The sequence below is a fragment of the Modicisalibacter luteus DSM 23508 genome (assembly GCF_000378505.1).
Classification (GTDB): domain Bacteria; phylum Pseudomonadota; class Gammaproteobacteria; order Pseudomonadales; family Halomonadaceae; genus Modicisalibacter; species Modicisalibacter luteus.
This window is the reverse complement of the sequence record NZ_KB899989.1, coordinates 374564-399849: the sequence shown is the minus strand read 5'-3', so window position 1 is coordinate 399849 and position 25286 is coordinate 374564. Positions and strand designations below refer to the sequence as shown.

The 25286-nt window shown below is 59.4% G+C and carries 19 protein-coding genes; 9 read left to right on the top strand and 10 right to left on the bottom strand.

What is annotated here, in order from left to right:
• Positions 1 to 11 precede the first annotated feature (11 nt).
• Entirely contained in the window at positions 12 to 869 is an 858-nt protein-coding gene (locus F568_RS0101850) for a PA4780 family RIO1-like protein kinase (RefSeq protein WP_019016995.1), read from the top strand.
• Positions 870 to 896: 27 nt separating this feature from the next.
• On the opposite strand, the gene F568_RS0101845 is transcribed toward F568_RS0101850, so the two are convergent.
• The 5 genes from F568_RS0101845 to F568_RS21960 form a co-directional block, all read right to left on the bottom strand.
• Positions 897 to 1352, bottom strand: coding sequence for a DUF4870 family protein (locus F568_RS0101845; protein WP_019016994.1), 456 nt, complete (start codon positions 1350 to 1352; stop codon positions 897 to 899).
• Between the two features lie 92 nt (positions 1353 to 1444).
• A complete protein-coding gene (locus tag F568_RS0101840) occupies positions 1445 to 2290 on the bottom strand; it encodes a hypothetical protein (protein WP_019016993.1) in 846 nt (281 codons plus the stop codon).
• Positions 2287 to 3828: a hypothetical protein gene (locus F568_RS23765; protein WP_019016992.1), complete on the bottom strand. Its 1542-nt coding sequence runs from the start codon at positions 3826 to 3828 to the stop codon at positions 2287 to 2289. The genes F568_RS0101840 and F568_RS23765 overlap by 4 nt, the downstream gene beginning before the upstream one ends.
• Before the next feature lie 30 nt (positions 3829 to 3858).
• Positions 3859 to 5310 carry an OmpA family protein gene (locus F568_RS0101830; protein WP_083932953.1) on the bottom strand — a complete coding sequence of 484 codons (1452 nt, stop codon included), beginning with the start codon at positions 5308 to 5310 and terminating at the stop codon, positions 3859 to 3861.
• A gap of 334 nt (positions 5311 to 5644) precedes the next feature.
• Entirely contained in the window at positions 5645 to 7942 is a 2298-nt protein-coding gene (locus F568_RS21960; protein WP_019016990.1) for a DUF255 domain-containing protein, read from the bottom strand.
• Between the two features lie 130 nt (positions 7943 to 8072).
• On the opposite strand from F568_RS21960, the gene F568_RS0101820 reads away from it, so the two are divergent.
• The 4 genes from F568_RS0101820 (at position 8073) to F568_RS0101805 (ending at position 12214) form a co-directional block, all read left to right on the top strand.
• Positions 8073 to 9080 carry a zinc-dependent alcohol dehydrogenase family protein gene (locus tag F568_RS0101820; protein ID WP_019016989.1) on the top strand — a complete coding sequence of 336 codons (1008 nt, stop codon included), beginning with the start codon at positions 8073 to 8075 and terminating at the stop codon, positions 9078 to 9080.
• An 82-nt stretch (positions 9081 to 9162) separates the two neighbouring features.
• Positions 9163 to 9906 carry a carbonic anhydrase gene (locus tag F568_RS0101815; protein WP_156817315.1) on the top strand — a complete coding sequence of 248 codons (744 nt, stop codon included), beginning with the start codon at positions 9163 to 9165 and terminating at the stop codon, positions 9904 to 9906.
• A 35-nt stretch (positions 9907 to 9941) separates the two neighbouring features.
• A complete protein-coding gene (locus F568_RS0101810; RefSeq protein WP_019016987.1) occupies positions 9942 to 10802 on the top strand; it encodes a pirin family protein in 861 nt (286 codons plus the stop codon).
• 185 nt (positions 10803 to 10987) lie between these two features.
• A complete protein-coding gene (locus F568_RS0101805; RefSeq protein WP_019016986.1) occupies positions 10988 to 12214 on the top strand; it encodes an MFS transporter in 1227 nt (408 codons plus the stop codon).
• Between the two features lie 96 nt (positions 12215 to 12310).
• On the opposite strand, the gene F568_RS0101800 is transcribed toward F568_RS0101805, so the two are convergent.
• Positions 12311 to 14047, bottom strand: a complete 1737-nt coding sequence (locus tag F568_RS0101800; RefSeq protein ID WP_026300269.1) for a dipeptidase — start codon at positions 14045 to 14047, stop codon at positions 12311 to 12313.
• 461 nt (positions 14048 to 14508) lie between these two features.
• On the opposite strand from F568_RS0101800, the gene F568_RS0101790 reads away from it, so the two are divergent.
• Positions 14509 to 15249 (top strand): sulfite exporter TauE/SafE family protein, encoded by a 741-nt coding sequence (locus F568_RS0101790; RefSeq protein ID WP_019016984.1) that lies wholly within the window; start codon positions 14509 to 14511, stop codon positions 15247 to 15249.
• A 14-nt stretch (positions 15250 to 15263) separates the two neighbouring features.
• On the opposite strand, the gene F568_RS0101785 is transcribed toward F568_RS0101790, so the two are convergent.
• Positions 15264 to 16190: an AraC family transcriptional regulator gene (locus F568_RS0101785; RefSeq protein ID WP_019016983.1), complete on the bottom strand. Its 927-nt coding sequence runs from the start codon at positions 16188 to 16190 to the stop codon at positions 15264 to 15266.
• 185 nt (positions 16191 to 16375) lie between these two features.
• On the opposite strand from F568_RS0101785, the gene F568_RS0101780 reads away from it, so the two are divergent.
• Entirely contained in the window at positions 16376 to 17434 is a 1059-nt protein-coding gene (locus F568_RS0101780; protein ID WP_019016982.1) for an NAD(P)-dependent alcohol dehydrogenase, read from the top strand.
• Positions 17435 to 17579: 145 nt separating this feature from the next.
• On the opposite strand, the gene F568_RS0101775 is transcribed toward F568_RS0101780, so the two are convergent.
• Positions 17580 to 19475: a diguanylate cyclase domain-containing protein gene (locus F568_RS0101775; RefSeq protein WP_019016981.1), complete on the bottom strand. Its 1896-nt coding sequence runs from the start codon at positions 19473 to 19475 to the stop codon at positions 17580 to 17582.
• A 259-nt stretch (positions 19476 to 19734) separates the two neighbouring features.
• On the opposite strand from F568_RS0101775, the gene F568_RS0101770 reads away from it, so the two are divergent.
• On the top strand, positions 19735 to 22305 hold the full coding sequence (locus F568_RS0101770; RefSeq protein WP_019016980.1) for a bifunctional diguanylate cyclase/phosphodiesterase: 2571 nt from the start codon (positions 19735 to 19737) through the stop codon (positions 22303 to 22305).
• A 20-nt stretch (positions 22306 to 22325) separates the two neighbouring features.
• Here the strand turns inward: F568_RS0101770 and F568_RS0101765 are convergent, their stop codons facing one another.
• Positions 22326 to 23135, bottom strand: a complete 810-nt coding sequence (locus tag F568_RS0101765) for an acyl-CoA thioesterase (RefSeq protein ID WP_019016979.1) — start codon at positions 23133 to 23135, stop codon at positions 22326 to 22328.
• Between the two features lie 93 nt (positions 23136 to 23228).
• On the opposite strand from F568_RS0101765, the gene tadA reads away from it, so the two are divergent.
• Entirely contained in the window at positions 23229 to 23687 is a 459-nt protein-coding gene (gene tadA / locus F568_RS0101760) for a tRNA adenosine(34) deaminase TadA (RefSeq protein ID WP_019016978.1), read from the top strand.
• Between the two features lie 4 nt (positions 23688 to 23691).
• On the opposite strand, the gene mltF is transcribed toward tadA, so the two are convergent.
• Complete coding sequence (gene mltF, locus F568_RS0101755) at positions 23692 to 25149, bottom strand: membrane-bound lytic murein transglycosylase MltF (RefSeq protein WP_019016977.1); 1458 nt, start codon at positions 25147 to 25149, stop codon at positions 23692 to 23694.
• Positions 25150 to 25286 lie beyond the last annotated feature (137 nt).

Below are 25286 nucleotides of genomic sequence, written 5' to 3'. Positions count from 1 at the left end.
TGCAAGGTGCTATGAAGATACCCAAGAGGCTACAACCGCTACTCGATGAGGGCATGATCGACGAGGTCGTGACCCAACTGATGAGCGGCAAGGAAGCGCAGGTCTATGTCGTGCGCTGTGGTGATGAGCTGCGCTGCGCCAAGGTTTTCAAGGAAGCCAAGCAACGCAGCTTCAAGCAGGCGGTGGAGTATCAGGAAGGGCGCAAGGTGCGTAACAGCCGTCGCGCCCGGGCGATGTCCAAGAAGACCCGCTATGGTCAGCGCGAGCAGGAAGACGCCTGGCTGAATGCCGAGGTCGATGCGCTCTACCGGTTGGCGTCTGCTGGCGTGCGCGTGCCGAAGCCCTACTCCTTCGTCGATGGCGTGCTGCTCATGGAAATGATCGCTGATGAGGAAGGCTACGCCGCCCCCCGCCTGGACAATGTGACACTCACGGAAGACCAGGCGCGCGATTACCATGGCCAGGTCATCGCCGACGTGGTTCGCATGCTGTGTGCCGGGCTGGTGCATGGCGACCTGTCCGAGTTCAACGTACTGGTCGACCGGCATGGCCCGGTGATCATCGACCTGCCACAGGCCGTCGATGCGGCCGGTAATAACAACGCCGCACGCATGCTTGAGCGTGACGTCGACAACATGCGGGCCTATTTCGGCCGCTTCGCCCCGGAACTGCTGGACACGGAATACGGCAAGGAAATCTGGGCGCTGTATGAGTCCGGCGAGCTGCATCCGGACGTGAAGCTGACCGGGCGCTTCGAGCATGACACCTCAAGTGTCAACGTCGATGAGTTGATGGCGGTAATCGATGATGCGCTGGAGGAAGAGGCCGATCGCCGCGAGCGGACCCGCGACGATCAGGAGGACGAATAACTAGATGGATGGTGGCTGCTAGGGACGTCAAACCATCCAGGAGCGGGGATTAGTGATGGGCTCGTGGTTAATGGCACGCACGAGTCCGACAATCATGCGTACGTAATACCAGATAGCCAGCACCAGCATGGCCAGGTAGGCGGCACCGGAAATCAGGAAGCCGATTCCGATGACCATGAGCATGGTGCCAATGATTGTCGCCAGTAACAGGCCCAGGCCCATCAGGGTACTGATCCAGAAGCTCCGGATCTGGAAGTGATAGTGGCTGGCGTGTATGGGGCCCGCTTTGCTTCGCTGTACATAGCCTATGATGAGCGCGATAAGCGGCGTAATCAGGAAAAGCGGGGCGCTCAGGTACAACGCGTAGGTCACGATGACATAGGTTCTGTCGTTGACGGTTCCGGCTGCCCGGGGAGCCTGGGCATCTGAGGCGTCCATGGAAATGGTCGCGTCTTGTTGGGTTCCGATACTGGGCTCGCTCATACTATATTCCTTTCTCGTTGACGTTCTGGTTCATGACATGAGTGACGAGCAACCGCTCAACTGCGGTTGCTCATGTTTCAGCGGGTAATGGTTTACTGCAGTTCTACCATCAGCATGGGCTCGCCCCAGCCCTTCAGCGTGGCTTGGCTGCGCTGGAAATAGCCTGTCCAGAAAGAACGAAGCGCGCTGAGGGCCTGCTTGCTTCGGTAAGCGGAGGTGTCGCCGACCAGACCGGCACCCATGATGTAGATGCTAGCGCCGCCCCAGTCGGCCTGGATGCCACTGGCATCGAGTTTGGCGAGCTCCGCATCAGGCTCGATGACGCGAACCGCGCCCTGACGATAGAACGTGGTTAAATCGGAGTTTTCCAGCATGTCGGAAAACAGCAGCACGGTCTTGCGGGGTGCCTCGTTGTTAGCCACCACCTCACTGAGTGAACTCAGGTTGCCCAACAGTTCGGTCTTCGGAATGTCTTCGTTGGGGTTGAAGCTCTCCAGGATGGCGGATGTGACGCGCTGCTTGACGAAGTTGCTCTGCTTGCTCATGCAGCCGTCGAAGCCCACAAGGGCGCGTTTGGAAATCGAGAAACGCGCCTCTTCGTCAAGTGTCGGATCCAGCTGCCCCTTGAGAGGCAACTGGGTGTAGTGCTCTCCGATATACGCTGCAAAACGTGCCACGATGATATCGTCGCCGGGGCGAAGATAACGTAGTGTCTTGTCCACGACGGCACGTTTCAGTGAGTCGTCCGCCGCTACGGTCTCATCGATGATGACGAAGAGGGCCCGAGGCGATGCAGGGACGGTGGGCGCGGCATCCCCGAGCATGCCATAGCAGGAGGGGAAGTCATCACGCTCAGCCGCCTGGGCCGGTGTTATGGGCAGCAAACTCAGTAGCAGGCCCGCCAGGAGGGCGGTGGCAGGTCGGAAATATCGCATCATTCGAGCCCCATTTCCTTGCGTAACTGAGCTTCCATGTCGGCCTCACGCTGTTGCTGTGACTGTGCCTGCTTGGCCTTCATTTCCGCTTCCAGCTTTTTACGGATACGACCCTCCATGTCGTCGTCGCTCTCAACGAGAGATGTGTCGTCAGCTGCCCGGGCCACGTCTGGTACTGGCATGGGCGGTACGCTGTCGGCGTTGGAAACGGCGGGTTCTGCGCGTGCGAGGGGCTCTGGTGTGACGGTCTGTCTAGTTCGCTGTTTGGCTTCGGACTCGTGCTGCCTTTGCAGCGAATCATCGACATAGGCCAGGAAGGTGCGCTGACCGGGGTTGCGCAGCTGATTGATGCTATCGCCATCGGTGTTGTGGTGCTGAGCGTGGCCGACCATCGCATGTTGCAGGCGGGACAGGTACTTCTGGGCGACCTGGGCGTACTGCATGCGCTTCTTGGCGTAGTAGTTGGCGAATTCCTGTTTGTTCTTGAAGCCTCCGATATAACCGCGAGCGGCGGCGGACTCCTTGCCGGCAAAGCCGGTGAAGTAGCCGATCATGATACCCATGATCTGCAGGAACACGAAGATGACGGCGAGGACGATAAAGGTGCCCCAGCCGCCTTTACGCTGATGCGAGAGTGCGCTGTCCTGGGCGCTTTCATCGGCAGCGCGCTGGATGCCTGCCAACTCATCGGGGAGGGCGGTGCTGCTGTAAGGGTCCTGGTAACCCCCACTCATCGTGTTTTCCGGAGTGATCTGTTGGCGAGACAGCATCTCGTCCAGCGCCTGGCCACGGACATAGGTGGCCCCGATAGCTACGGCAACGATAAAGACCAATGTCACGATCGTGATGGTGTGGGAAGGTTTGACGTGAGCGTTTGTACTCACCCGGTTCAACAGCTGTTTCCAGGCGGGCTGTCCATCGTCTCGCTCGTTATCTTCAAGCGTGACACTGGTGTCAGGTATCAGTTGGTCGCGCTCACCGCTGAACCACGTCCGCACCTTCCTCACCAAATGATTCTGGTGCATCTCGTGCCCGGTCTTGTGGGTAAGGTAGACGAGCAGCGCTGAAATCAGAAAGGCGATGCCGACAGCGCCTTGCTGCTGAAGCGCCTCGCTGGCGCCGGGAATGGTCCAGCCGGCAAGGACGTAGGAAAACCCCATTGCCTCGACAAACACCATCAAAGCGATCAGCACCCAGCCCAACAGATGCAGTTTCTTGCGGCCAGTCTCCTGCGCCTTGCTCAGATAGCTCTGGCATTTGCCAAAGAATTCCTCGTCCTTGTTGACGTTCTGGTAATAGTGCAGGAATTCAGCACACAACAATCTTTCACTACTGAACCAGCCGCTGTCCTTTTCTCGGGCGTTGGTCTGTTTGGATAGCTTGGCTACCTTGCCGAATATGGGCATGGCACAGCGGACTCGTAACCAGAAGAAGCCGACCTGCTCCCAATAGGCTCTCAACAAAAGCGTCGTGATCAGAAGCAGTGCAATCGCGCCTAGAATGATGCGGTACTCATTGATCAGCGATAGAAGATCATTCATCGATGTTCCCTTGCGTGATACGTCGTGTCGTTATTGGCGTGTAGGACGAGCGGGGGTGTAATTCACCGCCATCAGGCCCTGGTTTCCTGCATAGAAAAGACGGCCGTCATTGGCGTGAGTCGCGTCCTGCTTGTTGAAGACCAGGTCGAAGCAATCGACCGGTGCCTGATCATCGTCAACGAAAGCGCGGTAAAGCCACGCCTCGTCGCCTTCGTAGACATTGACGCTGACCGGGAGGCGGTATTGCGAATGCTGGTTGTCACCAGGCTGGTAAACGTAGAGTTGCGGCGCGGATACCGGCTCAAAGTGACGCGTGACGGCGACCGGGCCCAGGCCAATCAGCCGATCTTCCAGCGTGGTGACGAGCAGGCTCTGGTTGAGACCTGGTAGGTAGTCCTCCGCGCTGTAGGCCACGGATTGATCGTCTCCCAGTCGCTTGACGCTGCCCGACTGGCGGAAGTTGTCCTGATAACACGCCTGTTGACTGTTGTTGGCCTGAGCTTGGCCGACTGGCAGGAGGCGCTTCCAAGTGCTGGATGTATCAAACAGGCTTTGGTAGAGCGCCAGGTCGGCTTCCGATACCGGGGCGCCGCCCAGGGCCATGGTGTGTCGAGGAGTGGTCACGGCAGGAGGGGTGACGGTCGTCGACTCGCTGCTCTTGCTGGTTGAAGGTGCCGTTGTCTTTGCGGTGTCGCGAGGCTGTTTCGAGGTGCTGGACGAAGCAACGGAGGGTGAGGATTCGGTGCGTGTCTGAACCGAGGACCGAATGTTGTCGAGAGACAACTGTTTACGCATCGTGTAGGCCATCAACTCGTCTTCCGAGGTGATCTCCACGATTTCTACGCGCCGGTTCGTTGCCTGACCACTGACAGAGGTATTATCAGCAATTGGTCGAGATTCTCCGACACCTTGAAAATACAGGCTGGTCTCGGGGATGCCTTCTTGCATGAAAAGTCGAGCCACGGTTCTTGCGCGCTGTTCCGACAAACGCTGGTTAAACTCGCTACTGCCGGTGGCATCGGTGTGGCCGATAACCAGGATTTTTTGAGGTTGTTGCAGATAGGCTTGGGCTATCTTGAGTAGCTTTTCACGTGCAGACGGGGCAAGAGTTGACGACCCCGTGGCGAACATGGCTTGGTCGGTAATGGTAGTACTTAGCCCCGCTGATTCTCCCTCCAGCGTGTCGATTTCTTCATAGACGAGGGCGAGATTTTCCTGCTGCGATACTTGCTCGAGCGCCTGGCGCCTCTGGTCGATCAGGTCGCCGATTGCCCAGCCTGCCGCAGCACCAGCTACGATACACGCCGCCTTGTCCAGGTCGTTCTTGTTACTGCACGCCAAATAGCCCAGACCCGCCCCAAGCGTGGCACCAGCAGCACGGCCGGCATATTCTGACATGGTTTCCATGTTTTGTTGCATGGAGGCACACCCGCTCAGTGCGAAGACTGACGAGGCCAATAGCGCCTTTTTTCCAATTACCATTATGTTCCCCGCATTGCCATTTAATACAAGTGTATTTTTTTAAGTTTTATTAGATATTTTGAAGATTTTATCGGCAAAGGAGGTGGGAAATTAAGTTAAATTTTTATTTTTAAGCAAGGGTATTGTTGAAAAGATCAAGAAGTGGTTTTTAGGGTTTTGCGGCTATGTTGATGATAAAAATTAAATCAATTATCTCTTAATTTTGTGTAAGACATGACGTACAAAGCACATAAATTGGCGTGTTGTTTCACATTTTCTGTGCAGGTAATTATCAGAACCAGTAACTGGTTGCCAGAGGGGAGCCTGTAGCTTCCCTCTGGCTCGTTAAGTCTGTTCAGGCTGGCAGATCGGTTACTGTCGAAGCATTCCTGTGAATCACGAACGTGCGTGTTTCTACCGGTAGGCAGGCTGACTCGTTGCAGGGCTGTACTTGGAGTTCGAGCGCCAGCGGGCTGGCGGAACGTTCTCGGGCGGTGAGGTCGATATCGAGCCGCCCCGTGTACCCCTCATTTTCCGAGCCCACTCGTTCCGGGGTGGGATAATGGAGTTCCACATCCTGCCAGTCGTCCCGGTTGACCACGGTCAGGCGTGTGGACTCGGGACGTTGCAGGTCATGCTGCTGAATATGCCAGCCTGGTGCTATATCGAGGCGAAGGAGGACCTGCAATTGGGTTTCGCTGGATTCAACGATGCGGCAATCGGCCCGAATCGCGCCCTCAGCCAGATACTGAAGCGGCTCGGGCGAGGGAGACATCCACTGGCGCAACCCCTGCAGAAACACGGGGCCGGCTAGCGGCGCCTGCGCGACACGACCGGAAAACGCCTCGATCTGGCGTTCAACACGTGTACGTAGCTCCGTTTCTCCGCTGCGCTGATAAAGGGCGATAAGCACCGGCAGCATCAGTGAGTTCCCCCCGATGGTCGCGCCGTCCATCAGCTGCTTGCTGCGTACCAGTTGCGGTCCCACGCTATCCATCGGGGAAATGTAGTATCCGCCATGCTGGCTATCGCCATGGTATTCATCCAGTTCGGCGAGTAGCACAAAGGCGCGTTCCAGCCATTGCCTGTTCTGGGTCATGTCGTACACGCCCACCAAGGCACGAAGGAAATGCGCATAGTCCTCGAGCTGGGCTTTGATAGAGGCCGTACCATTCAGGCTGGTCCGCCACAGCCGCCCCTCGTTTTCGTCATGATGATGCTGCCAGAGGTCCTCGGCGGCAGCGATGGCGGCTTGTCGATAGTCGTCGCGCTCCAAGGCCAACGCGGCCTGTGCCAGAGCGGCGATTACCATGCCATTCCACTCGGTGATCTGCTTGTGATCACATAATGGGGGAGTGCGTTGCGCGCGGGTGGCGTAAAGGCGGCGCTTGATATCGGCCATGGCCTCGTCGAGCGTGTGTCGCGGCATGCCCAGCGTGTCGGCAACCGTGTCGAGCGGATGCGGCAGGTGCAGCACGTTGGTGCCTTCGTAGTTGCCGGCACGGCTTGCTCCGTATGCTGCCTTGCACAGCGCCAACGCCTCGGTATCCAGTTCATGGGCCAGTTCGGCGTAATCCCAGACAAAGAACTTGCCCTCCAGTCCTTCACTGTCGGCGTCGGTAGCGGAGTAGAAACCGCCATGGGGCGAGCGCATCTCGCGCAGCACGTAGTCCAGGGTCTCCTCCGCGACACGCCGATACTCGGCGTGTCCGGAAAGCTGCCAGGCCTGCAGATAGACGCTGGCCAGTTGTCCCTGGTTGTAGAGCATTTTTTCGAAATGCGGGATCTGCCATGCCCGGTCGGTGGCATAGCGGTGGAAACCGCCGCCCACCTGGTCGTAAATGCCACCCCGCAGCATGCCATCGAGCGCCTGACTGACGACCTGCCAGCTCAACTGTTGGGCCAGTGGGCGCGCATCGCGCCGGCTCTCTTCCAGCAACAGGAAAAGGTTGGGCTCATGGGGAAACTTTGGCGCGTCGCCGAAGCCGCCGTGCTCGGTATCGGCCTGCTCGAGCAGGCTGGCGACGGCCTCATCGACCAGACCATCCGGCAAATCGGCGGAAACGGTCATGGTGAGTTGCCGGCGAATGGCGGCATCAAGCGTGTTGGCATCCTCAAGCAGCCGTTCGCGGCTGTCGTGCCAGATTTCCTGAACCTGACCGAGCAGGCCCACGAAGTGATCCTTGGGGTAATAGGTCCCGCCGAAGAAAGGCATGCCATCCGGCGTCAGGAAACACGACATGGGCCAACCGCCGTGTCCGCTGATCAGCTGCACGCCGGTCATGTAGATGCTGTCGAGGTCGGGGCGCTGTTCGCGGTCGACCTTGATCGATACGAAATAGCGATTGAGCAGTTCGGCGACCTCCTTGTCGTCGAAGCTCTCGTCCTCCATCACGTGACACCAGTGGCAGGTGCTGTAGCCGATGGACAGGAACACCGGCTTGTCTTCCTGAGCGGCCTTGACGAAGGCTTCGCTGCTCCACGGGTACCAGTCGACGGGGTTGTGGGCGTGCTGCAGCAGGTAGGGAGAATCTTCCAGGATGAGATGGTTGATATAAAGCGGCTCGCCCTGGTCGTCCTTGTGATGGGTGCGCAGCGGGTAGCGTTCGCGTTTTCGCTTGCGCGCCTCGCGTAGTGCTTCCGGCGTGGCCATTGGCAGTCTCCTGTTCCTTGGATCGTTGGGCGAAGTGTAGCAGTGGCGTCAAATCGCCCTGGTCTGGTGATTCCACAAGACACTTAACGCGCTAAGCTGAAGGGCTCATGGAATCAGCAAGGAGGTAATCATGAAGGTCGTTACTCTGCGCAGCCCCGGTGGGCTGGAATGCCTTGACGTCAGCGAGCGCGATGCGCCGGGCGAGCCAGGTCCCGGCGAGATCCGCGTGCGGCTCCATGCCAGTTCGCTCAACTTTCACGATTACGCTGTGGTCGCGGGCATGATGCCCACCGAGGACGGCCGTATCCCGATGTCCGACGGGGCTGGGGTGATCGAGGCCGTCGGCAAGGGTGTCGATGAGTTCAAGGTCGGCGATGCCGTGGTGTCCTGCTTCTTCCCGTACTGGCAGGATGGCCCGGCGCGGGTCGGCGATTTCACGACCACGCCCGGCGACGGCATAGACGGCTATGCCCGCGAGCAGGTGGTGCGACCCGCGACCTGGTTCACCCATGCCCCCAAGGGCTACAGCCACGCCGAAGCGGCCACGCTGACCACTGCCGGCCTGACCGCGTGGCGTGCGCTGGTGGTCGATGGCCAGCTCAAGGCCGGCGACACGGTATTGGCGTTGGGCACGGGCGGTGTGTCGATCTTCGCCCTGCAGATGGCCAAGATGATGGGGGCTAGGGTCATCGCCACATCATCCTCCGACGAAAAGATCGAGCGGCTCAAGGAGTTAGGCGCCGACCATACCCTCAATTACAAGCGTGAGCCGGAGTGGGGCAAGCGCGTCCAGGAATTGACCGACGGGCGCGGGGTCGACCACGTCATCGAGGTCGGTGGTCCCGGGACTCTGCCGCAGTCCATTGATGCCGTACGCATCGGCGGGCATATTTCGCTGATCGGTGTTCTCACTGGCCGCGGCGGCGAGATTCCCACTGCCAAGCTGATGGCCAAGCAGGCCCGCCTGAAAGGGTTGATCGTGGGCAGCCGTACGCACCAGCAGGAAATGATTCGCGGTTTGGAAGCCGGCGGGCTGCGTCCGGTGATCGACCGCTCGTTTGCCCTGGATGAGATTGCCGATGCGTTCCGCCACGAGGAATCGGGCCGGCACTTCGGCAAGATCTGCCTGGAGTTCTGAACGAATTTGCTAAAGGGCGTGGGGTGGCGGGTGTCGTTGCCCGCCACTCCGCGATGTGTTGTACCGCCATAATGGATGTGACATGCCAAGGATTTCTGCACTGACTGCGCTTTTGACCATGACGCTAGCGTCACCCCTTTTCGCCGCCAGTGGTAGCGAATGGTCCTACTCGGGGCAGGCTGGTCCCCAGCACTGGGGCTCGTTGTCGTCGGAGTTCGATGTGTGCGGCTCAGGCAAGAACCAGTCGCCGGTCGATCTGGCCGGTATGATCGAAGGTAATCTGCCCGAGCCCGCATACGACTACAGCGAGCCGGGCGAGACGCTGATCAATACCGGCCATACGTTGAAAATCGCCTATCCCGAGGGCAACGCCCTAACGCTCGACGGACGCCGCTATGCCTTGAAGCAGGTGCATTTCCACACACCAAGTGAGTACACCATCGATGGCCAGCGCTATCCGATGGAAGCGCACCTGGTACACGCGGATGCCCAGGGCAACCTGGCCGTCATTGCGGCGATGTTTGAACAAGGCGAGTCTCATGACGCCTTGGCCGGGTTTAGCGATTCGCTCCCCGGCCAGGCGGATAAACGCCTTTCCCTGCCGGGAGAGGGTGTGTCAGCGACAGCATGGCTGCCGGAGCGGCGTGACTATTACCGCCTCAACGGCTCGTTGACCACGCCGCCATGCACCGAAGGCGTGCGCTGGCTGGTGATGAAAGATCCCGTGACGGCCTCGCCGGCACAACTCGAGGCCCTTCGGAAAGCGATCGGCCATGCCAATAACCGGCCGCTGCAACCCGTGAACGCCAGGTTGATCGTGGAGTAGCACCAGCGCACCGTGCGTCATGCAAGGAGGAAGGCATGCCCAGTCGTACAGTCAATCGGCAATATCCTGCGTACCGCGACGATATCGGTGATCTTCTCACCCGTCGTCCCGTGCCGGGTCCGGCCATCGATCAGGTCGACCCTTTTCTGTTCCTCAACCATCACGGGCCGCAGGAGTACCGGCCCAACAACCAGGGGTTACCGTTCGGGCCCCACCCGCACCGCGGTTTCGAGACCGTCACGTTCATTCTGGCCGGTGAGCTGGCGCACCGCGACAGCGGGGGGCATGAGAGCGTGATTGGTGCCGGAGGCGTGCAGTGGATGACCGCCGGCTCGGGGCTCATCCACGCGGAACTGTCTCCCGAATCGTTCAAGCGCCGTGGAGGCCCGCTGGAGATCCTTCAGCTCTGGGTCAACCTGCCGGCGCGGCTAAAGATGACCCAGCCCGCCTATACAGGCCTGCAACGTGAACAGATCCCCGCGATTTCGGCCGACGATGGCCGGGCAACGGTCAATCTTGTCTCGGGGCAGTTCGATGGCCAGGTAGGGCCGATCGAGTCATTGACTGGTGTGGCAATGATGACCGTGACGATGAATGCCGGCAGCCGAGTCACGCTGCCCGCACCCGCCGGAAGGGCGGTGTTTCTTTACATCGTCGCCGGTGAGTTGGACGTGGACGAGACGGCGGTGAAGCCGTGGCATCTGGTCGAGATGAACGATGACGGCGATGACGTGGCGTTGGTGGCACGCAGTGAGGCGGTAGTGCTGTTCGGTCATGCCGAACCGCTGCGGGAACCCGTGGTATCGCATGGTCCATTCGTGATGAACACTCACGAGGAAATCCAGCAGGCCATCGAGGATTACCAGAGCGGTCGTCTCGGTGCGGTATCGCTGTAAGGTACGAAGGAAAGCAGTAGCACGGGGCGTCAAGCGACGCCCCGTGGTCTTTCAGGACTCGGATGCTGAAAGGCCGGCAACGCCGCTTCCGGCCGGTTAAGGACGGTGCCGACATCCTCGCTTGCCGGTTTGCCGGAAAACACCGAGCATATAATAACCCCGCTAACGACACGGAGAGGACTGTCATGTCTTCCGCCCGCCTACCTGCGGCCACTTGGTGGTTGATCCTGAGCGGCTGCACGATCCTGATGCTCTCGTTCGGTTTCCGTTCCAGTTTCGGTCTGTTCGTTCAGCCCCTCGATGAGGCCAACGGCTGGGGGCGTGACGTCATTGGCTTGGCCCTGGCTATCCAGAACCTGGCTTGGGGCGTGATTGCAGTCATCGCCGGCGGGCTGGCCGATCGCTTCGGCAGCGTGCGTGTCATCCTTGCCGGCACCTTATTGTACGCACTGGGCCTGTGGCTGACCGCCGGGGTCAGTGACGTGTGGGTGCTGAATGCCGGGGCTGGCCTGCTGGTCGGTGCCGGCGTGGCGGGCACGGCGTTTGGCATCGTACTGCCGGCGATGGCGCGCGTAGTGGATGAGTCCCGGCGTCAGATGGTGCTGGGCATCGGCACCGCGGCGGGTTCGATGGGCCAGTTCCTGCTTGCCCCGGTGGCCCAGGGCCTGATCGACTGGCTGGGCTGGAGCGGCGCGCTCAATGCCATGGCATTGATGTCGCTATCCATGGCCCTGCTGGCCATGCCGCTGGCGGCAAGTGACCGGCCAGCTGCGCCTGCCGGTCAGGTCGTTTCGCCTGAAGCCTTCCGCGATACCCTCAGGCTCGCCCGCGGTCATGCTTCGTACTGGCTGCTGACCGCCGGCTTCTTCGTCTGCGGTTTCCACCTGGCATTCATCACCGTACACATGCCGCCCTTTTTGATGGATGCCGGATTCGACCCGGAGGTTGCTGCCTGGTCGATCAGCCTGATCGGGCTATTCAACGTGGCCGGCGCCTTCCTGGCGGGGGTCGTCTCGGGCAAGGTATCCAAGCGTCTGGTGCTGATAGGCATCTACGGCGGTCGTGCCGTGGCTATCGCCCTGTTCATGCTGTTGCCGCTGAGCCTGACGACGGTGCTGGTGTTCAGTTGCGTGATGGGTTTCCTGTGGCTAGCCACGGTACCACCCACGACGGGGCTGGTAGCGACCATGTTCGGCACCCGCTACATGGCGACACTGTATGGCGTCGTCTTTCTCAGCCACCAGCTCGGCAGTTTCACTGGGGTATGGCTGGGCGGCTGGCTGTACGAGACGACTGGCACCTATAACGTGGTGTGGTGGGCAGGGGTGGCATTGAGCCTGGTGACCATGGCGCTGCACTGGCCGATTCGCGAGACACCGGTGACCGGGATCCGGCCAACGGCGGTGGCGTGAAGGGAAGTCGGGCCTGCCCTGAGGCAGGCCCGTACATTCAGGCGCTCTTGGCTAGCGGGACCGGTTGGATGTGCTGGTTCACCCGAGCCATGCGTTTCAGTTCAGGCGCTCTTGATTGCCAATACGAGCAAGCATTTCCGTGAACATCTGAATGTCCAGCATCAGGTTATCCATACGCTTGAATTCTTCAGAAGTATGGCCGGTATAGTCTTCACCCGGCATGGACGGACCGAAATTGACGGCGTTGGGCAATAACTTGGCAGTCGTGCTACCGGCTGAGGATACCGGGTCGGCGGGCAGCCCAGTGGTATCGCCGAAGATATTCAGCAATGTCTGTAACCAGGCGCCTTGGGGGTCGCGCAGCATCCAATCGCGGATATCCACTTCGACCTGCATGTCGGGATTATGCTGTTCGGCGTAAGAAACCAGCTTTTCCCGAATGGCCTTGGCCAGTTCCTCCACCGAGCGTTCGCCGGCGGGAGCACGCACGTTGACGGCGACACGCAGCTGGTCGTTATCCAGCGCCAGGTAAGTCGGCGAGACCAGCAAGGGCCCCATGAAATCATGTTTATAGGCGACACCGAGCTTTTCGCCGTGGTAATCCAGCCCATAGTTGTCGTTGATGTACTCGACCGCCGCTAAATAGTGATTGTCCTGGAATGGCACATCGGATGTGGCTAGTAATCCGGCAAGGCGTGGTACAGGGTTGAGCCCCGACTCGGGCTTCGAGGAATGGGCGGACTTACCCCTGACGGTGAGTTTTACCGTATCGCCTTCGACCTTGCTGGTGACCTCGAAATCTCCTCCGTGCTCCTCTGCATAGGCCTGGCCTTGGGCCTTGAGTGTCTGGCTCAGTTTCTGAGGATTGGCAGCTTCGATAGTAGCCACGGAGGTGGCGGGAATCTGGTTGGTCGCCAGGCCGCCGGTTATGTCGGTGATCTTGGGTCCGTCCCCGTTGGCTTGCTCTCGCGGAAAATAGGCATCAATGGTGCCAAATCCATTTTCGGCGATGACCGCAGGGTAGCCGCTATCCAGAACGATGTTGTAAGCCGGCAATTCATTGTGTGCCTTGTAGTACTCGAAGCCTTCACCGCCTGTCTCCTCGGTGGTTTCGATCATCAGGCGGATAGTACGTTTCAAGGGAACATCGTTTTCCTTGATGGCTTTCATGGCGTAGAGCGCCGCAGCGATGGAAGCCTTGTCGTCCTCCGTGCCGCGTCCATATAGCTTGCCGTTCTTGCGAGTGATCTCGAGCGGGTCGACCTGGGTTCCGTCTTCCAAGGTCCATCTGTCGGCTGCGGGAACGGTATCGCCATGTGTAAGGATGCCGAAGGCCTCGTTCGAACTGCCCGGAAGTTCGACTTCGAAGATACGGTTGTCGATGTTCCGGAATTCCAATCCGAAGGCCTCGGCCTTGGCCTTGATCAACTCACCGAAGCGCTGGATGCCAGGGTTCTCGTGCTGGGGGGTATCACCCTGCTTGCTGGTGGGGATGGCAACCATCTCGCCGAGCAGATCAACCACATCGTCGCCATAGTGCAACCGGGTGTAGATACCCAGTAGTCGGTAGAGGTTGACGAAGTTGCTCCCTTCAAGTGGCTTACCTTGCAGGTAGCCATCAATGGCGGACTGCAAGTCTGCATTGTCGGTTTCGTTTCTGACCTGCTTGAGGAAGCTTTTGAAGCTCTCGGGAACCTGCTCGGCGTGGGCCTTGAGCAAACGCTGTATCTCGTCACGCTTGATAGTTGTCGTTTCACCTTCAGCGGCAACGACAGGGCCAGACAGGCCAAGCATTAATGCGGTTGCTGATAGTAGTGTGCTAGATCTTTTCATGGTTTTCATTGGCATTGCCCAGTCTAGGTCACTATTAACCAGCACCATGCTGGTTAAATCGTCTCGTCTCCAGCGTAGTGACTAACCACGGTTTTTGCTGAGTAAATAGCGGTCTTATGAACAAGGGAGGCCGAAACGCTTGGCTACCGATAGCACCGAGACGTTCTTGCCGCGGGGCAGAACGCTGAGTGAAAGGGGGCGGGAGGTTATGTCTTGGTGTAATGAACTACCGCAACTGCCGGCTTCTATCCAGGCAATTGATTCGGCGCGTAAGATTCCCGAGCGTGCAATGACGGCAGCACGAAGATGCCGATAATCATAAGAATGTTAGTGATCCCGGACAGTAGGTGGCGAGCCCGGTTCTGGCTAGTTTCCTGCTTTCGCTCATGCGAGATGAGGCGCTCAGATATGCCTTAATGATAAGATGCTAACGTTTCGTTCTGGCCGTCGGGCAGCCTATCGTGTCGATCCCTCTCACTATCGCTTTCTTCGTCGTGGTCTTCTTCACTGCTGCATTGTCCGGCGTATTCGGCATGGCCGGCGGACTGATCCTGCTGTGGTTCCTGCTGCTGGTGCTACCGGCTACCTCGGCAATCGTCGTCCACGGGGTGATCCAGCTCTGTTCCAACGCGTCGCGGGCCTGGTTTTCGCGACGTTACATCGATTGGCGCATCGTCTCGATCATCGCCTCGGGAGGAGCCGTGGCGGCGCTGCTGCTGGCGTTGGTCAACTACTCGCCAAACACTACCATCGTCTCGCTATTGATCGGACTGATGCCGATTCTGGTGTGGATCCCCAAACGCTGGTTCCACTTCGATGCCTCGCGCCCGGGCCACGCCTTTGGTTGTGGCCTGGTGGCGGGCGGGCTGACTATTGCCGCAGGCGTGTCCGGGCCAACCATCGATATCTTCTTCATCCGTACCCAGATGGATCGCCGTCAGATTGTTGCCACCAAGGCAGCGATCCAGGTCATCTCGCATGCCATCAAGATTGTCTTCTATGTTACCGCTACCTTGGCGCTGACGAGTACCCAGTGGGGCGTGGTGCTGCTGGCGATTCCTTTCGCCATCCTGGGAACCCGTTCGGGCAATGCCATCCTGCGGCGTCTCACCGATGCCAACTTCCGCTACTGGACACGCTGGATCGTCACCGTGATAGGCGGCTTCTACTTCCTGCAGGGGTTGTGGCTCCTGCTGGCATGACAGGTGCGGGTGCGCTAGCTGGCGCGTTCGGCGGCTGGGCTGTTCCCGAAGTAGCGCTTGTAATCTCGGCTGAATTGCGACGGGCTCTGATACCCGACTGCAGCGGCGGTGCGGTTGACGTTGTGGGCGCGCTGCCCCAGTAACACACGGGCCTTGAGCAGACGCAGACGCTTCAGGTACTGCATGGGGGCAAGCTGGGTAGTGTTCTTAAAGTGATGATGGAAGTGCGACGGACTCATGTTGACTTCGTTCGCCAGCCGCTCCACCGAAATCGACTCGGCATAGTAGCGATGCAGATAGGCCAAGGCATCGGCGATACGCGAGTATTTGCCGGCGTCCTGCAGCAGTTGCCACAGTGAATCGCCCTGTGGGCCGCGGAGAGCTTCGAACATCACTTCGCGGATTCGCCCCGGCCCCAATGTCTCGCAGCGCAGCGGATCACTCAGGCAATCAAGTAGGCGCAGTACGGCATCGCCCATCGTCACGTTCATGGGTACGGCCGCCATGGGCAACGGTGATCTGGCCGGCGGTGTCATGCGTCGCGCCTGCATCGGGCGGACCAGTTCATCGAGCATGAGCCGGTTGATGGCGATCGATACACCCAGTAGCGGCTGGTCGGGGGTCGCATAGGTCTCGCATTCGAAGGGCAACGGCAGAGCTTGGATCAGGTAGTTGCCGGCGCCGTAGTGGATGACCCGATCCTCGAGATAACCGATCTTGCGGCCTTGAGCAATCACGATCAGGCTGGGCTCGTAGATCAGGGGCGTGCGCGGATGACCGCACTGCGAGGCCACGATCTGCACGCCAGGCAGGCCCGTCGGAATGAAGCCTTCGCTGTTGGCCAAGGGCGAAATCAATCCCGCCATGCGTTGGCCCAGCGTATCCGCTCCCTGAGGCATATCACGGGCGGGTGAGTCGACCGCCGCAAGCAACGTATCCATGGGCTAGAACTCGCAGAATGGGACGTTCAATGTCGGACGATTGTGCATGAAAATGCCGGGCTTGTCTGAAAGATGCCAGATGGTTGCAGAGAATCAGGCAGGAATAACGCAGAATTCGGCATGGCCGGAAACGCCACAGGCGGCCACACTGCACGGCGTTATTCGTACGGACAAGGAGTTCTCGCATGTCAGAAGCCAAAGGTTACGCCGCCCACGATGCCACCTCACCGCTGGCCCCTTTCTCGTTCGAGCGCCGTGAACTGCGCACCGACGACGTCGCCATCGACATTCTCTACTGCGGTGTCTGTCACAGTGACCTGCACTTCGCCCACGACGACTGGGGAATGGCCGCCTATCCCGTGGTGCCCGGGCACGAGATCGTCGGGCGAGTGACCGCCGTGGGGCCGGATGTCACCCACTACAAGGAAGGCGACATCGTTGGCGTGGGGTGCATGGTCGATTCCTGCCGTCACTGCCAGGCCTGTAACGATGGCCTGGAGCAGTATTGCCTGGAAGGGTTCACCATGACCTACGGTAGCTCGGACCGCCACGACGGCACGCTTACTCAAGGCGGTTATTCCGACAAGGTGGTGGTCAGCGAGCGCTTTGTGCTGCGCATGCCCGAAGGTATTGACCTCAAGTCTGCTGCGCCGCTGCTGTGCGCCGGAATCACCACTTACTCGCCGCTCAAGTATTACGGCGTGAAGCCTGGCGACAAGGTCGGCGTGATCGGCATGGGCGGTCTGGGTCACATGGGCGTCAAACTGGCCAAGGCCTTCGGTGCCGAGGTGACGATCTTCACCCGCTCCGAGAGCAAGGTTGCCGAGGCCAGGAAGCAAGGTGCTGATCATGTCGTGGTGTCCACCGACGAGGCTCAAATGGCCGCCGTCGCAGGTAACTTCGATTTCATGCTTGACACTGTGCCGGTCCAGCACGACATCAACCCGTACCTGGCCGCACTGAAGCACGACGGCACGCACATCCTGGTTGGTCTGCTGGAGCCGATCGAACCGCCTATCGAAGCCTTCAACCTGGTATTCAAGCGTCGCGTCATTGGCGGCTCGTTGATTGGCGGCATCCCAGAGACCCAAGAAGTGCTGGATTTCTGCGCCGAGCGCGGGATCACCTGTGATGTGGAAATGATCGATATCCAGGACATCAATGAAGCCTGGAAGCGCATGGAGAAGGGCGATGTGCGCTATCGCTTCGTCATCGATATGGCATCAATGAAGAAAGCTGCCTAACAGGCCCGCTGTGTTGGAACGCCAGTGCCGTCGCCTCGCTGGAGGCGGCGGCATGTTTTTCGTTACGACCCCAAGGGCAGGCCTTAATGCGCCGGGCAAATCGGGCAAGCACTGAGGTTGTGAAGCGGCACAAGACTCTCCGGAGCTAGGCGAGCCTTTTCAAAAAGCTTAGGCCGGCTTCCGGATTAGACGGCATCGCCTTGGTACAATTACGCCCCGCCTCTTTTGCGGCATACAACGCCTGATCAGCATGTTCTACCAGCTGGGCCGCTGCGTCGTCTACAAGGGGAACCGCCGTCGCTACCCCGATGCTGACCGTGACATGCGAGGCAATGGGGGACTCGGGGAAGGAGAGAGCGAGCTCGGCCTGATGGGCATGGATACGCTGGGCGACATGCTGAGCGCCTTCCAGATCAGTATTGGGCAAGAGTACGGCCAATTCCTCTCCGCCGTAGCGAGCGGCCAGATCTGCTGGACGCTGGATTACGCCGGCGACGGAGGTAGCTATCTGCTGAAGACAGACATCACCTTCGGCATGTCCATAGGCATCGTTGTACCGCTTGAAATAATCGACATCCAATAGCAGCAGGCTGAGCGGCTGGCGTTCTCTCAAGCTGCGTTGCCATTCTTGCTCCAGTCTGCGATCAAACTCCCTGCGGTTGGCAATGCCCAGCAGGCCATCGGTACTGGCTTGGCGGTGCAACTCATAATTCATTGTGACGAGCAATGCCTGATCTGCCTTGAACTGGGTAATGTCCTGGCTCAGCAAAAGGCAGCGCTGAATCCGGCCGTCATCGTCAGGTAGCGGGGTGCCAAACGTACGGAAGACACGGCCCCGGTACGCTATTTCCCCTTCACTTTCCTGTCCATTCAGCGCATTGGCGATGAGTGGCTTCAACTTGCTCACCGTTTCGACTGGATAGATCTCGTCGATATGTCGACCAAGCATGGCCGATGGTTCCAGAGCGGGACAGTTATCGCCCAGGTGGCCTTCGACAAACTCGTAGCGATACTGTCGATCCAGAACGAAAACCCGGCCGTTGGGGAGGCGGCTGGCGATCGCGTGACACAATTGCAGTGTGGACGCCTGCTCGCGAAGGGCCATGGTGCGGTCATCGCGTGCCCGGTATACCTCACCCATGGAACGGCTGATCAGCATGGTACATAGCACGCCGCCGCCGGCGAACAGCAGGAAGAGAATCCCGTTCCTCCGGAAGGCGGGCATCAACTCATTGAGAAAAGCCTCATGACCAAGAGATATGGCCACTGCGACAGGCCATTGCTGAAGGTTACGATAAGCCGCGAGCCGTTCGCTGCCGTCCAAGGGGGAAACAAGGCGTAACGTATCCGCTTGCTGGGTAGACACAAGTGCTGCCAACCCCTCTGCCGAAGTGGGCAGCTCGTTAGGTGGAGATGGATATAATGACAAGACGCTGCCGTCACGATGCAGCATGCTGATACGCAGCGTCTGGTCCTTGATCACGTTGCGATAGAAGTCACGAAAGTAAGCGGCGTCGAGCAGCACCATCGCGACCCCGGCGAATTTGCCCTGGTTGTCCACTAGGCGTTGGCTTATCGGGATCACGCGGCTCGCTTCCCCGCCGGAAGACAGGGGCCGCCCCACAATCAAGGAAGCGCCAAGACGGTGTGCCTGCAAATTCGACAGGTTGGCGAAGCTGTCAGGAGGTAGAGGCCTCTTGGTTACGGCGTAAACGGAGGCGCCTGCCTCATCCGTTACGACAAGGCCCACGAACTGCGTGGTATTCATTACTCGCTGCTGCATCGGGCGACTATTCAGCGACGACACCATGGTTCCCTGATGCTGCTCCCAGGCAATATCGGCTAGCAGCCGGTTGGCCGTTGCAAACGCCAGTTGGGCATGCTCGGCGAGCAGAACCGTCTCTGATTCCAGGCTGCTCTGTACCCTATCGAGTTCGCTCCGATAAAGCTGCCAGGACTCATAGGAAAGAAATCCCCCTATGGCCAGGATGGCCAGGGTGCAGAATGAGAACAGTAGGCGACGAGGGGCATGCAAGGACATTGAAGGCTCGCGAATCGGCTTGGCATGAGAGAGCGTCCTTTCCCTCGGTTAACGATCGGCGGAAATGCTTCTGACAGGGCCATCGTTGTTGTTCGCAACCGGCAGAGTTTACGATCTGGCTAATCGGGCAATTTGCTTTTTAAGCGCTTTTTTACTTGGCTAATTCACCGATAGGCGGGAAAAAGCCGCTGAGTGTTGTGTGGACTCGGGGAATTGGACAATCTAAACATAACGAAATTTCGATGTGCGGGCTGACGGCATGATGAGGAACAAAGGGGAACTGGAGGCGCAGCAGGCCATCCATGACCTGATTGCACAGGATGCACCGCTTGAGGACACGTTGAGCCGTGTCTGCCTGATGCTCGAAGCGCTGGCTCCCGGTACGCTCAGTACCGTCATGCTGTTGGATCCTGAGGCGGGGGCGCTTAGCCTGGTAGCTGGCAATGTGCCTTCAGGTTACCAAGAGGCAATGAAGGCTGTGCCCGTTGGTCCTGAGTCGGGCAGTTGCGGAAGGGCGGCCTACTTCCAGCGGCTCGTGGTCACCGAAAATATCCAACACGACGCATGCTGGAGCGAATATCGACATCTCGCGGCGCACTATGGCCTACGCGCCTGCTGGTCCTACCCGGTGGTTTCGAATGGGCAATGCCTTTTAGGTACCTTCGCGATGTACTATCCGGAACCTCGGTCTCCCAGCTACAAGGAGCTTCAGCAGCTATATCGAGCGGTCGCGCTAGCAGCGTTAGCCATTGAAAGAAAGCAGGACCGCCAATCCCTGCGTGAAAGTGAGCAACGCTACCGGTCGCTGTTTACGCAGCATCCCGATGCTGTCTTTTCGCTGGACCTGAATGGCGTATTTACCAGTGCAAATCCTGCTGTAGCTCAAGTAACCGGCTACAGCGAAGGCGAGATTGTCGGACAGCACTATGCCCGCTTGGTCGTGGCTGACGAGCTACCGCGCGTGGACGAAGTCTTCTCTCTCGCATGTCAGGGAACGCCACAACACTACGAAGTCGAAGCACTTAGGGCCAGCGGCGATACGTTTCACTTGGCGATCACTAATCTGCCCATTGTCATCGACGAGAAAGTGATCGGGGTATATGGCATTGCCCGGGATATCACGCAGCGCAAGAGGAATGATACGCGCCTGCGCCTGCTCCAGCGTAGCGTGGAAGCGAGCACCAATGGCGTCATCATCGTCGATGCATTACAGCCCGACATGCCGGTGGCCTATGCCAATAAGCCCTTTCTGGCCATGTCCGGCTATACGTTGGAAGAAGTGCTCGGAAATAACTGCCGTATTCTGCTTGGCCCAGCTACTGATCCGCAGGCGATTGCGCTAGTTCGCGACCGAATCGAGGAGCAACGGGATGTTAACGTCACGATGCTCAGCTACCGCAAGGATGGCTCCACTTTCTGGAATGAACTCTATATTTCCCCTGTTCCTGATGAGTCCGGGAAAGTTACACACTTCATCGGCATTCACCATGACGTCACGGAGCGAATGGACTATGAAGCGCAGCTGGCCTATAGCGGTACCCATGATCCACTGACAGGGGTCGCCAACCGGGCGTTGCTCGAGCATCGACTGGAACATGATTACCATTTGACGCAGCGACATCTCGGGCAACTGGAAGTCATCTTCATCGACCTGGACGACTTCAAGTCGATCAATGATAGCCTCGGTCATGAGGCAGGGGATCAGGTCCTGAAAGAGGCGGCGCAGCGGCTCAATCGCCTGCTGAGGCCAGGCGATACACTGGCTCGCTTCGGCGGCGACGAGTTCGTGATTCTGCTGCCTTCCATGACCCTGGAGGGATGCGGGATGGACTTGTCCAGGCAGGCACGGCGAGTCCTGGCTGAGCCTTATCAGCTCGGCGATCATTGGGTGACAGTCTCCGCCAGCGTTGGTCTGGCTAGTGCGCAGGCGGAGTTGGCTCTGCCAAAGGATCTGGTACAGCATGCTGACCTGGCCATGTACCAAGCCAAGAGGCATGGCGGAGATAATGTCAGCGTGTATACCCCCGACATGAAGGAGCGGGTCCAGGAAAGACTCGTGCTGCGGCGGGACCTGGCAAATGCCATCCGAGAAGAGGATCTTGAGTTACATTACCAGCCACTACTGCAAGCTGACGGTGATATCAGCGGTTTTGAAGCCCTGGTGCGCTGGAACCATCCAACGCGGGGCAATATTCCTCCGCCCAAGTTCATAGCGTTAGCCGAGCAGACAGGGCAGATATCGGCGCTAGGAGATTGGGTGTTGCAACAGGCTTGCCGGGACATCCAGGCGATAAATATTGCGCAGGGCACCCAGTACCGTGTCGCCGTGAATATTTCTCCGCTGCAATTCCATCATCAGGATTTCTTCGCTCATCTGATGCAGACAATCGAGACTGCTGGATTGCCGCCTCATTGGCTTGAGGTGGAAATGACCGAAGGTGTCCTGATGGAAGATGCCGAAGAAACCATCACGACGTTGCGGTTGCTGCGCAAGCAGGGGATTACTACTGCCGTCGATGATTTTGGCACCGGGTTTTCCAGCTTGAGCTATTTGCGCGACCTGCCGGTCAACAAGGTAAAGCTGGATCGTAGTTTCATTCAGGATATCTTGGACTGCCCTCGTAATGCCGCGATCGTACAGGGCGTCATTGATATCTCGCACTCCCTGGAGCTTCAGGTGGTAGCCGAAGGTGTCGAGATGGCGGAGCAATACCAGGATCTGCGAAAGCGAGGCTGCGACCTGTTCCAGGGATACTTGTTTGCCCGCCCGATGCCGTTGGAGTCCCTGCGGGACTACTTGGACGTAAAGGTCTGCGTGCCTCCAGCATAAAGTGCCTGCCCTGGCTCCTGTCAGTCACGCATGCGAATCAGCCCTTCCTGCGCGCTCGAGGCGACCAAATAGCCCTGGGCATCATAGAGGCTGCCGCGCGAGAAGCCGCGTGCGCCGCCTGCCCAAGGGCTATCCATGTCGTAGAGCAGCCATTCATTGATATTCACGTCGCGATGGAACCACAGCGCATGGTCAAGGCTGGCGATCTGAAGGCGCGGGTCGCCGAAGCGCGTGCCGTGGGGCACCAGGCTGGTGGTCAGTAGATTGAAATCGGAGCTGTAGGCGAGCAAATAGCGGTGCAGGGCAGGCTCGTCGGGCAACTCCCCGGCGAGGCGGAACCACAGCCGCTTGCGGGGTGGGACATTCTCGTCATCGGGTAGATGCAGGAACTCCACCGGATGCTCCTCGAAGCGATGAACCTTGGCTTCGCCACTGTCGATCAGTTCGTCGGGCAGCGGCACGTCGGGCATGCTGCGCTGGTGATGGTAACCGTCCTCCTCGCCGTGGAACGAGGCGCTGCAGAAGAAGATCGTCTTGCCGTGCTGGATGGCGCTGATGCGTCGAGTGGTGAAGCTACCGCCGTCACGCACACGGTCGACCTGATAGACTACCGGATGCTTGGCATCGCCCGGGCGCAGGAAGTAGCCATGCAGCGAGTGCACGCGGCGCGAGGGATCGACTGTCTGGCTGGCCGCCGATAGCGCCTGGCCCAAGACCTGACCGCCATAAAGCTGGGGAAAGCCGAGGTCCTGGCTGTAACCGCGAAACAGGTTCTCCTCGAGCGTTTCCATGCCCAGCAGGGAGACCAGCTTGTCGAGTGGGGTAGTCATGACGATGTTCCTCAGCGACTTCCGGGGCCGGCGCCGACCCTACGGATTTCATACGATTGTTTCAATATCTGCAGCATACCGGAGAACGTGGCGATGCGCAGTGACGAATTCTACATGCATCGTGCCCTCGATCAGGCCCGAAAAGCGCTCGAGGCTGGCGAGGTGCCGGTGGGCGCGGTAGTGATCGATGCCGCCGGGGAGATCGTGGGCACCGGCTTTAACGCACCGGTGTCATCTCACGATCCTTGCGCACACGCCGAGATACACGCCCTACGCGAGGCCGCCAAGCGCCTGGGCAATTATCGTCTCGATGGCTGCACGCTGTTCGTCACCCTGGAGCCCTGCATGATGTGCAGCGGGGCGATCATCCATGCGCGCATGGCGCGGGTGGTCTATGCCGCGGCCGAGCCCAAGACCGGCATGGTTGAGTCCCGTGCCAACCTGATTGCCCAGCCGTGGCACAACCACCAGGTACACGTCGAGGGCGGCTTGCTGGCTGCTCGGTCGAAGAAACTTCTGCAAGCCTTCTTCGTCACGCGGCGGGAGACCTGACGAATTACAGGACCGGCGGCACGACATCGAACAGCGGCGCATCCTCGCCCTTGTCTGGGGCACGCTGGTTGAGCTGGAAGAACTGCTGCTGGCTGCGATCGACGTAATTGAGCACTTCGTAGTAGCGCCGGATGTTGCGAACGTAAATCACTGGCTCGCCACCACGCGCATAGCCATGGCGGACCTTCTCGTACCATTCGCGCTTCTGCAGCAAGGGGAGTGCCTCTCGTACGTCGGCCCAACTGTACGGGTTGCCGCCACGCATCTCGGCGATGCGCTGTGCATCGTAGAGGTGCCCCAGGCCGACGTTATACGCGGCCAGCGCCATCCAGGTGCGGTCCGGTTCCTGAATTTCTTCCTGCAGGCGTTTCTTGACGCTGAGCAGGTAGCGTGCGCCGCCGTCGATGCTCTGTTCGGGGTCGAGGCGATTGTCGACGCCGACCTGCTTGGCGGTGGGCCGGGTCAGCATCATCAGACCGCGCACGCCGGTCGGCGACGTGGCCTCGGGCTCCCAGTGCGATTCCTGATAACCCAGGGCCGCCAGCAGTTTCCAGTCGAAGCCGGTCTGGCGTGCTGCCTCCTTGAAGAGTGCTTCGTACTTGGGCAGGCGCTGGTGAACGTGGCGGATGAACAGGCGGGCCCCCACGTATTCCAGATAATCGTCATGGCCGAAGTGGCGTTCTATCAGGGTGTCGAGCAGCCCTTGCTCTCGCAGTTCATCGATGAACCGGTTGGCCTCGCGGAGCAGGCCCAGGCCGCTACTGGCGGGGATGGCCCAGGCCAGGGTCATCGGCTTGCCGAGCGAGAAACCATCCTCCACGCCTGGAAAGAATAGCCGGTTGAGCTTGAACTGATGGGCGTAGATTACCGCGGCGTCAAGTTCGTCGGCCTCGATCATGTGCAGCAGATCGGCGACCTCGAGATCGGCGGATTCCTTCCAGCTCAACTCCGGGTAGGTCTTCTGAAGCTCGCGCAGAGCCAGGCTGGCCCCCGAGTCAGCGATGGTTCCGATCGACAGGCCGAGCAGTTCCTGAGGGGTGTCGACGGGTGGCATGCCGCGCCGGAACACCACCAGGGGCTGCAATTCGAGAATCGGGCGACTGAAATGAATGCCGCGCTGCGTCGCGTCGAGCGGCAGGGCGGCCGAGCCCAGGTCGACGTTACCTTGGCGTACGGCATGCAGCACATCGCTGATGGTGCCGGTCGTTTCCAGCGACAGGCTAACCCCCAAGTGCTCGGCGAAGCGCCGGACCAGCTCGTATTCGAACCCGGTCGGCCCCTGTCGGCCCTGGTAATAGGTCGTGGGTGTGTTGCGCGTCAGCACCTGGATGAAGTCCCGGGCACGGATTTCTTCGAGCAGGGGGCCTTCCGGTGGTGAGGGAAGGTGGGGCACCAGCAGCAGCACCAGGGCCGTCGCCAGTAGAGCCCACCGGCGCGGATAGCGGGCAAGCGCCTTGAGCATGCGTTGCATTCGGTAACAATGGACGCCTCACCATACCGGCGAGGCGGCGGGCTGTCACCTGGCAATGTTCCACGATTTCTCGCCGGAGCGGCTTTCCAGTATCATAGGCGTTCATTGCCGCCGCTCGCGGCCCCCCA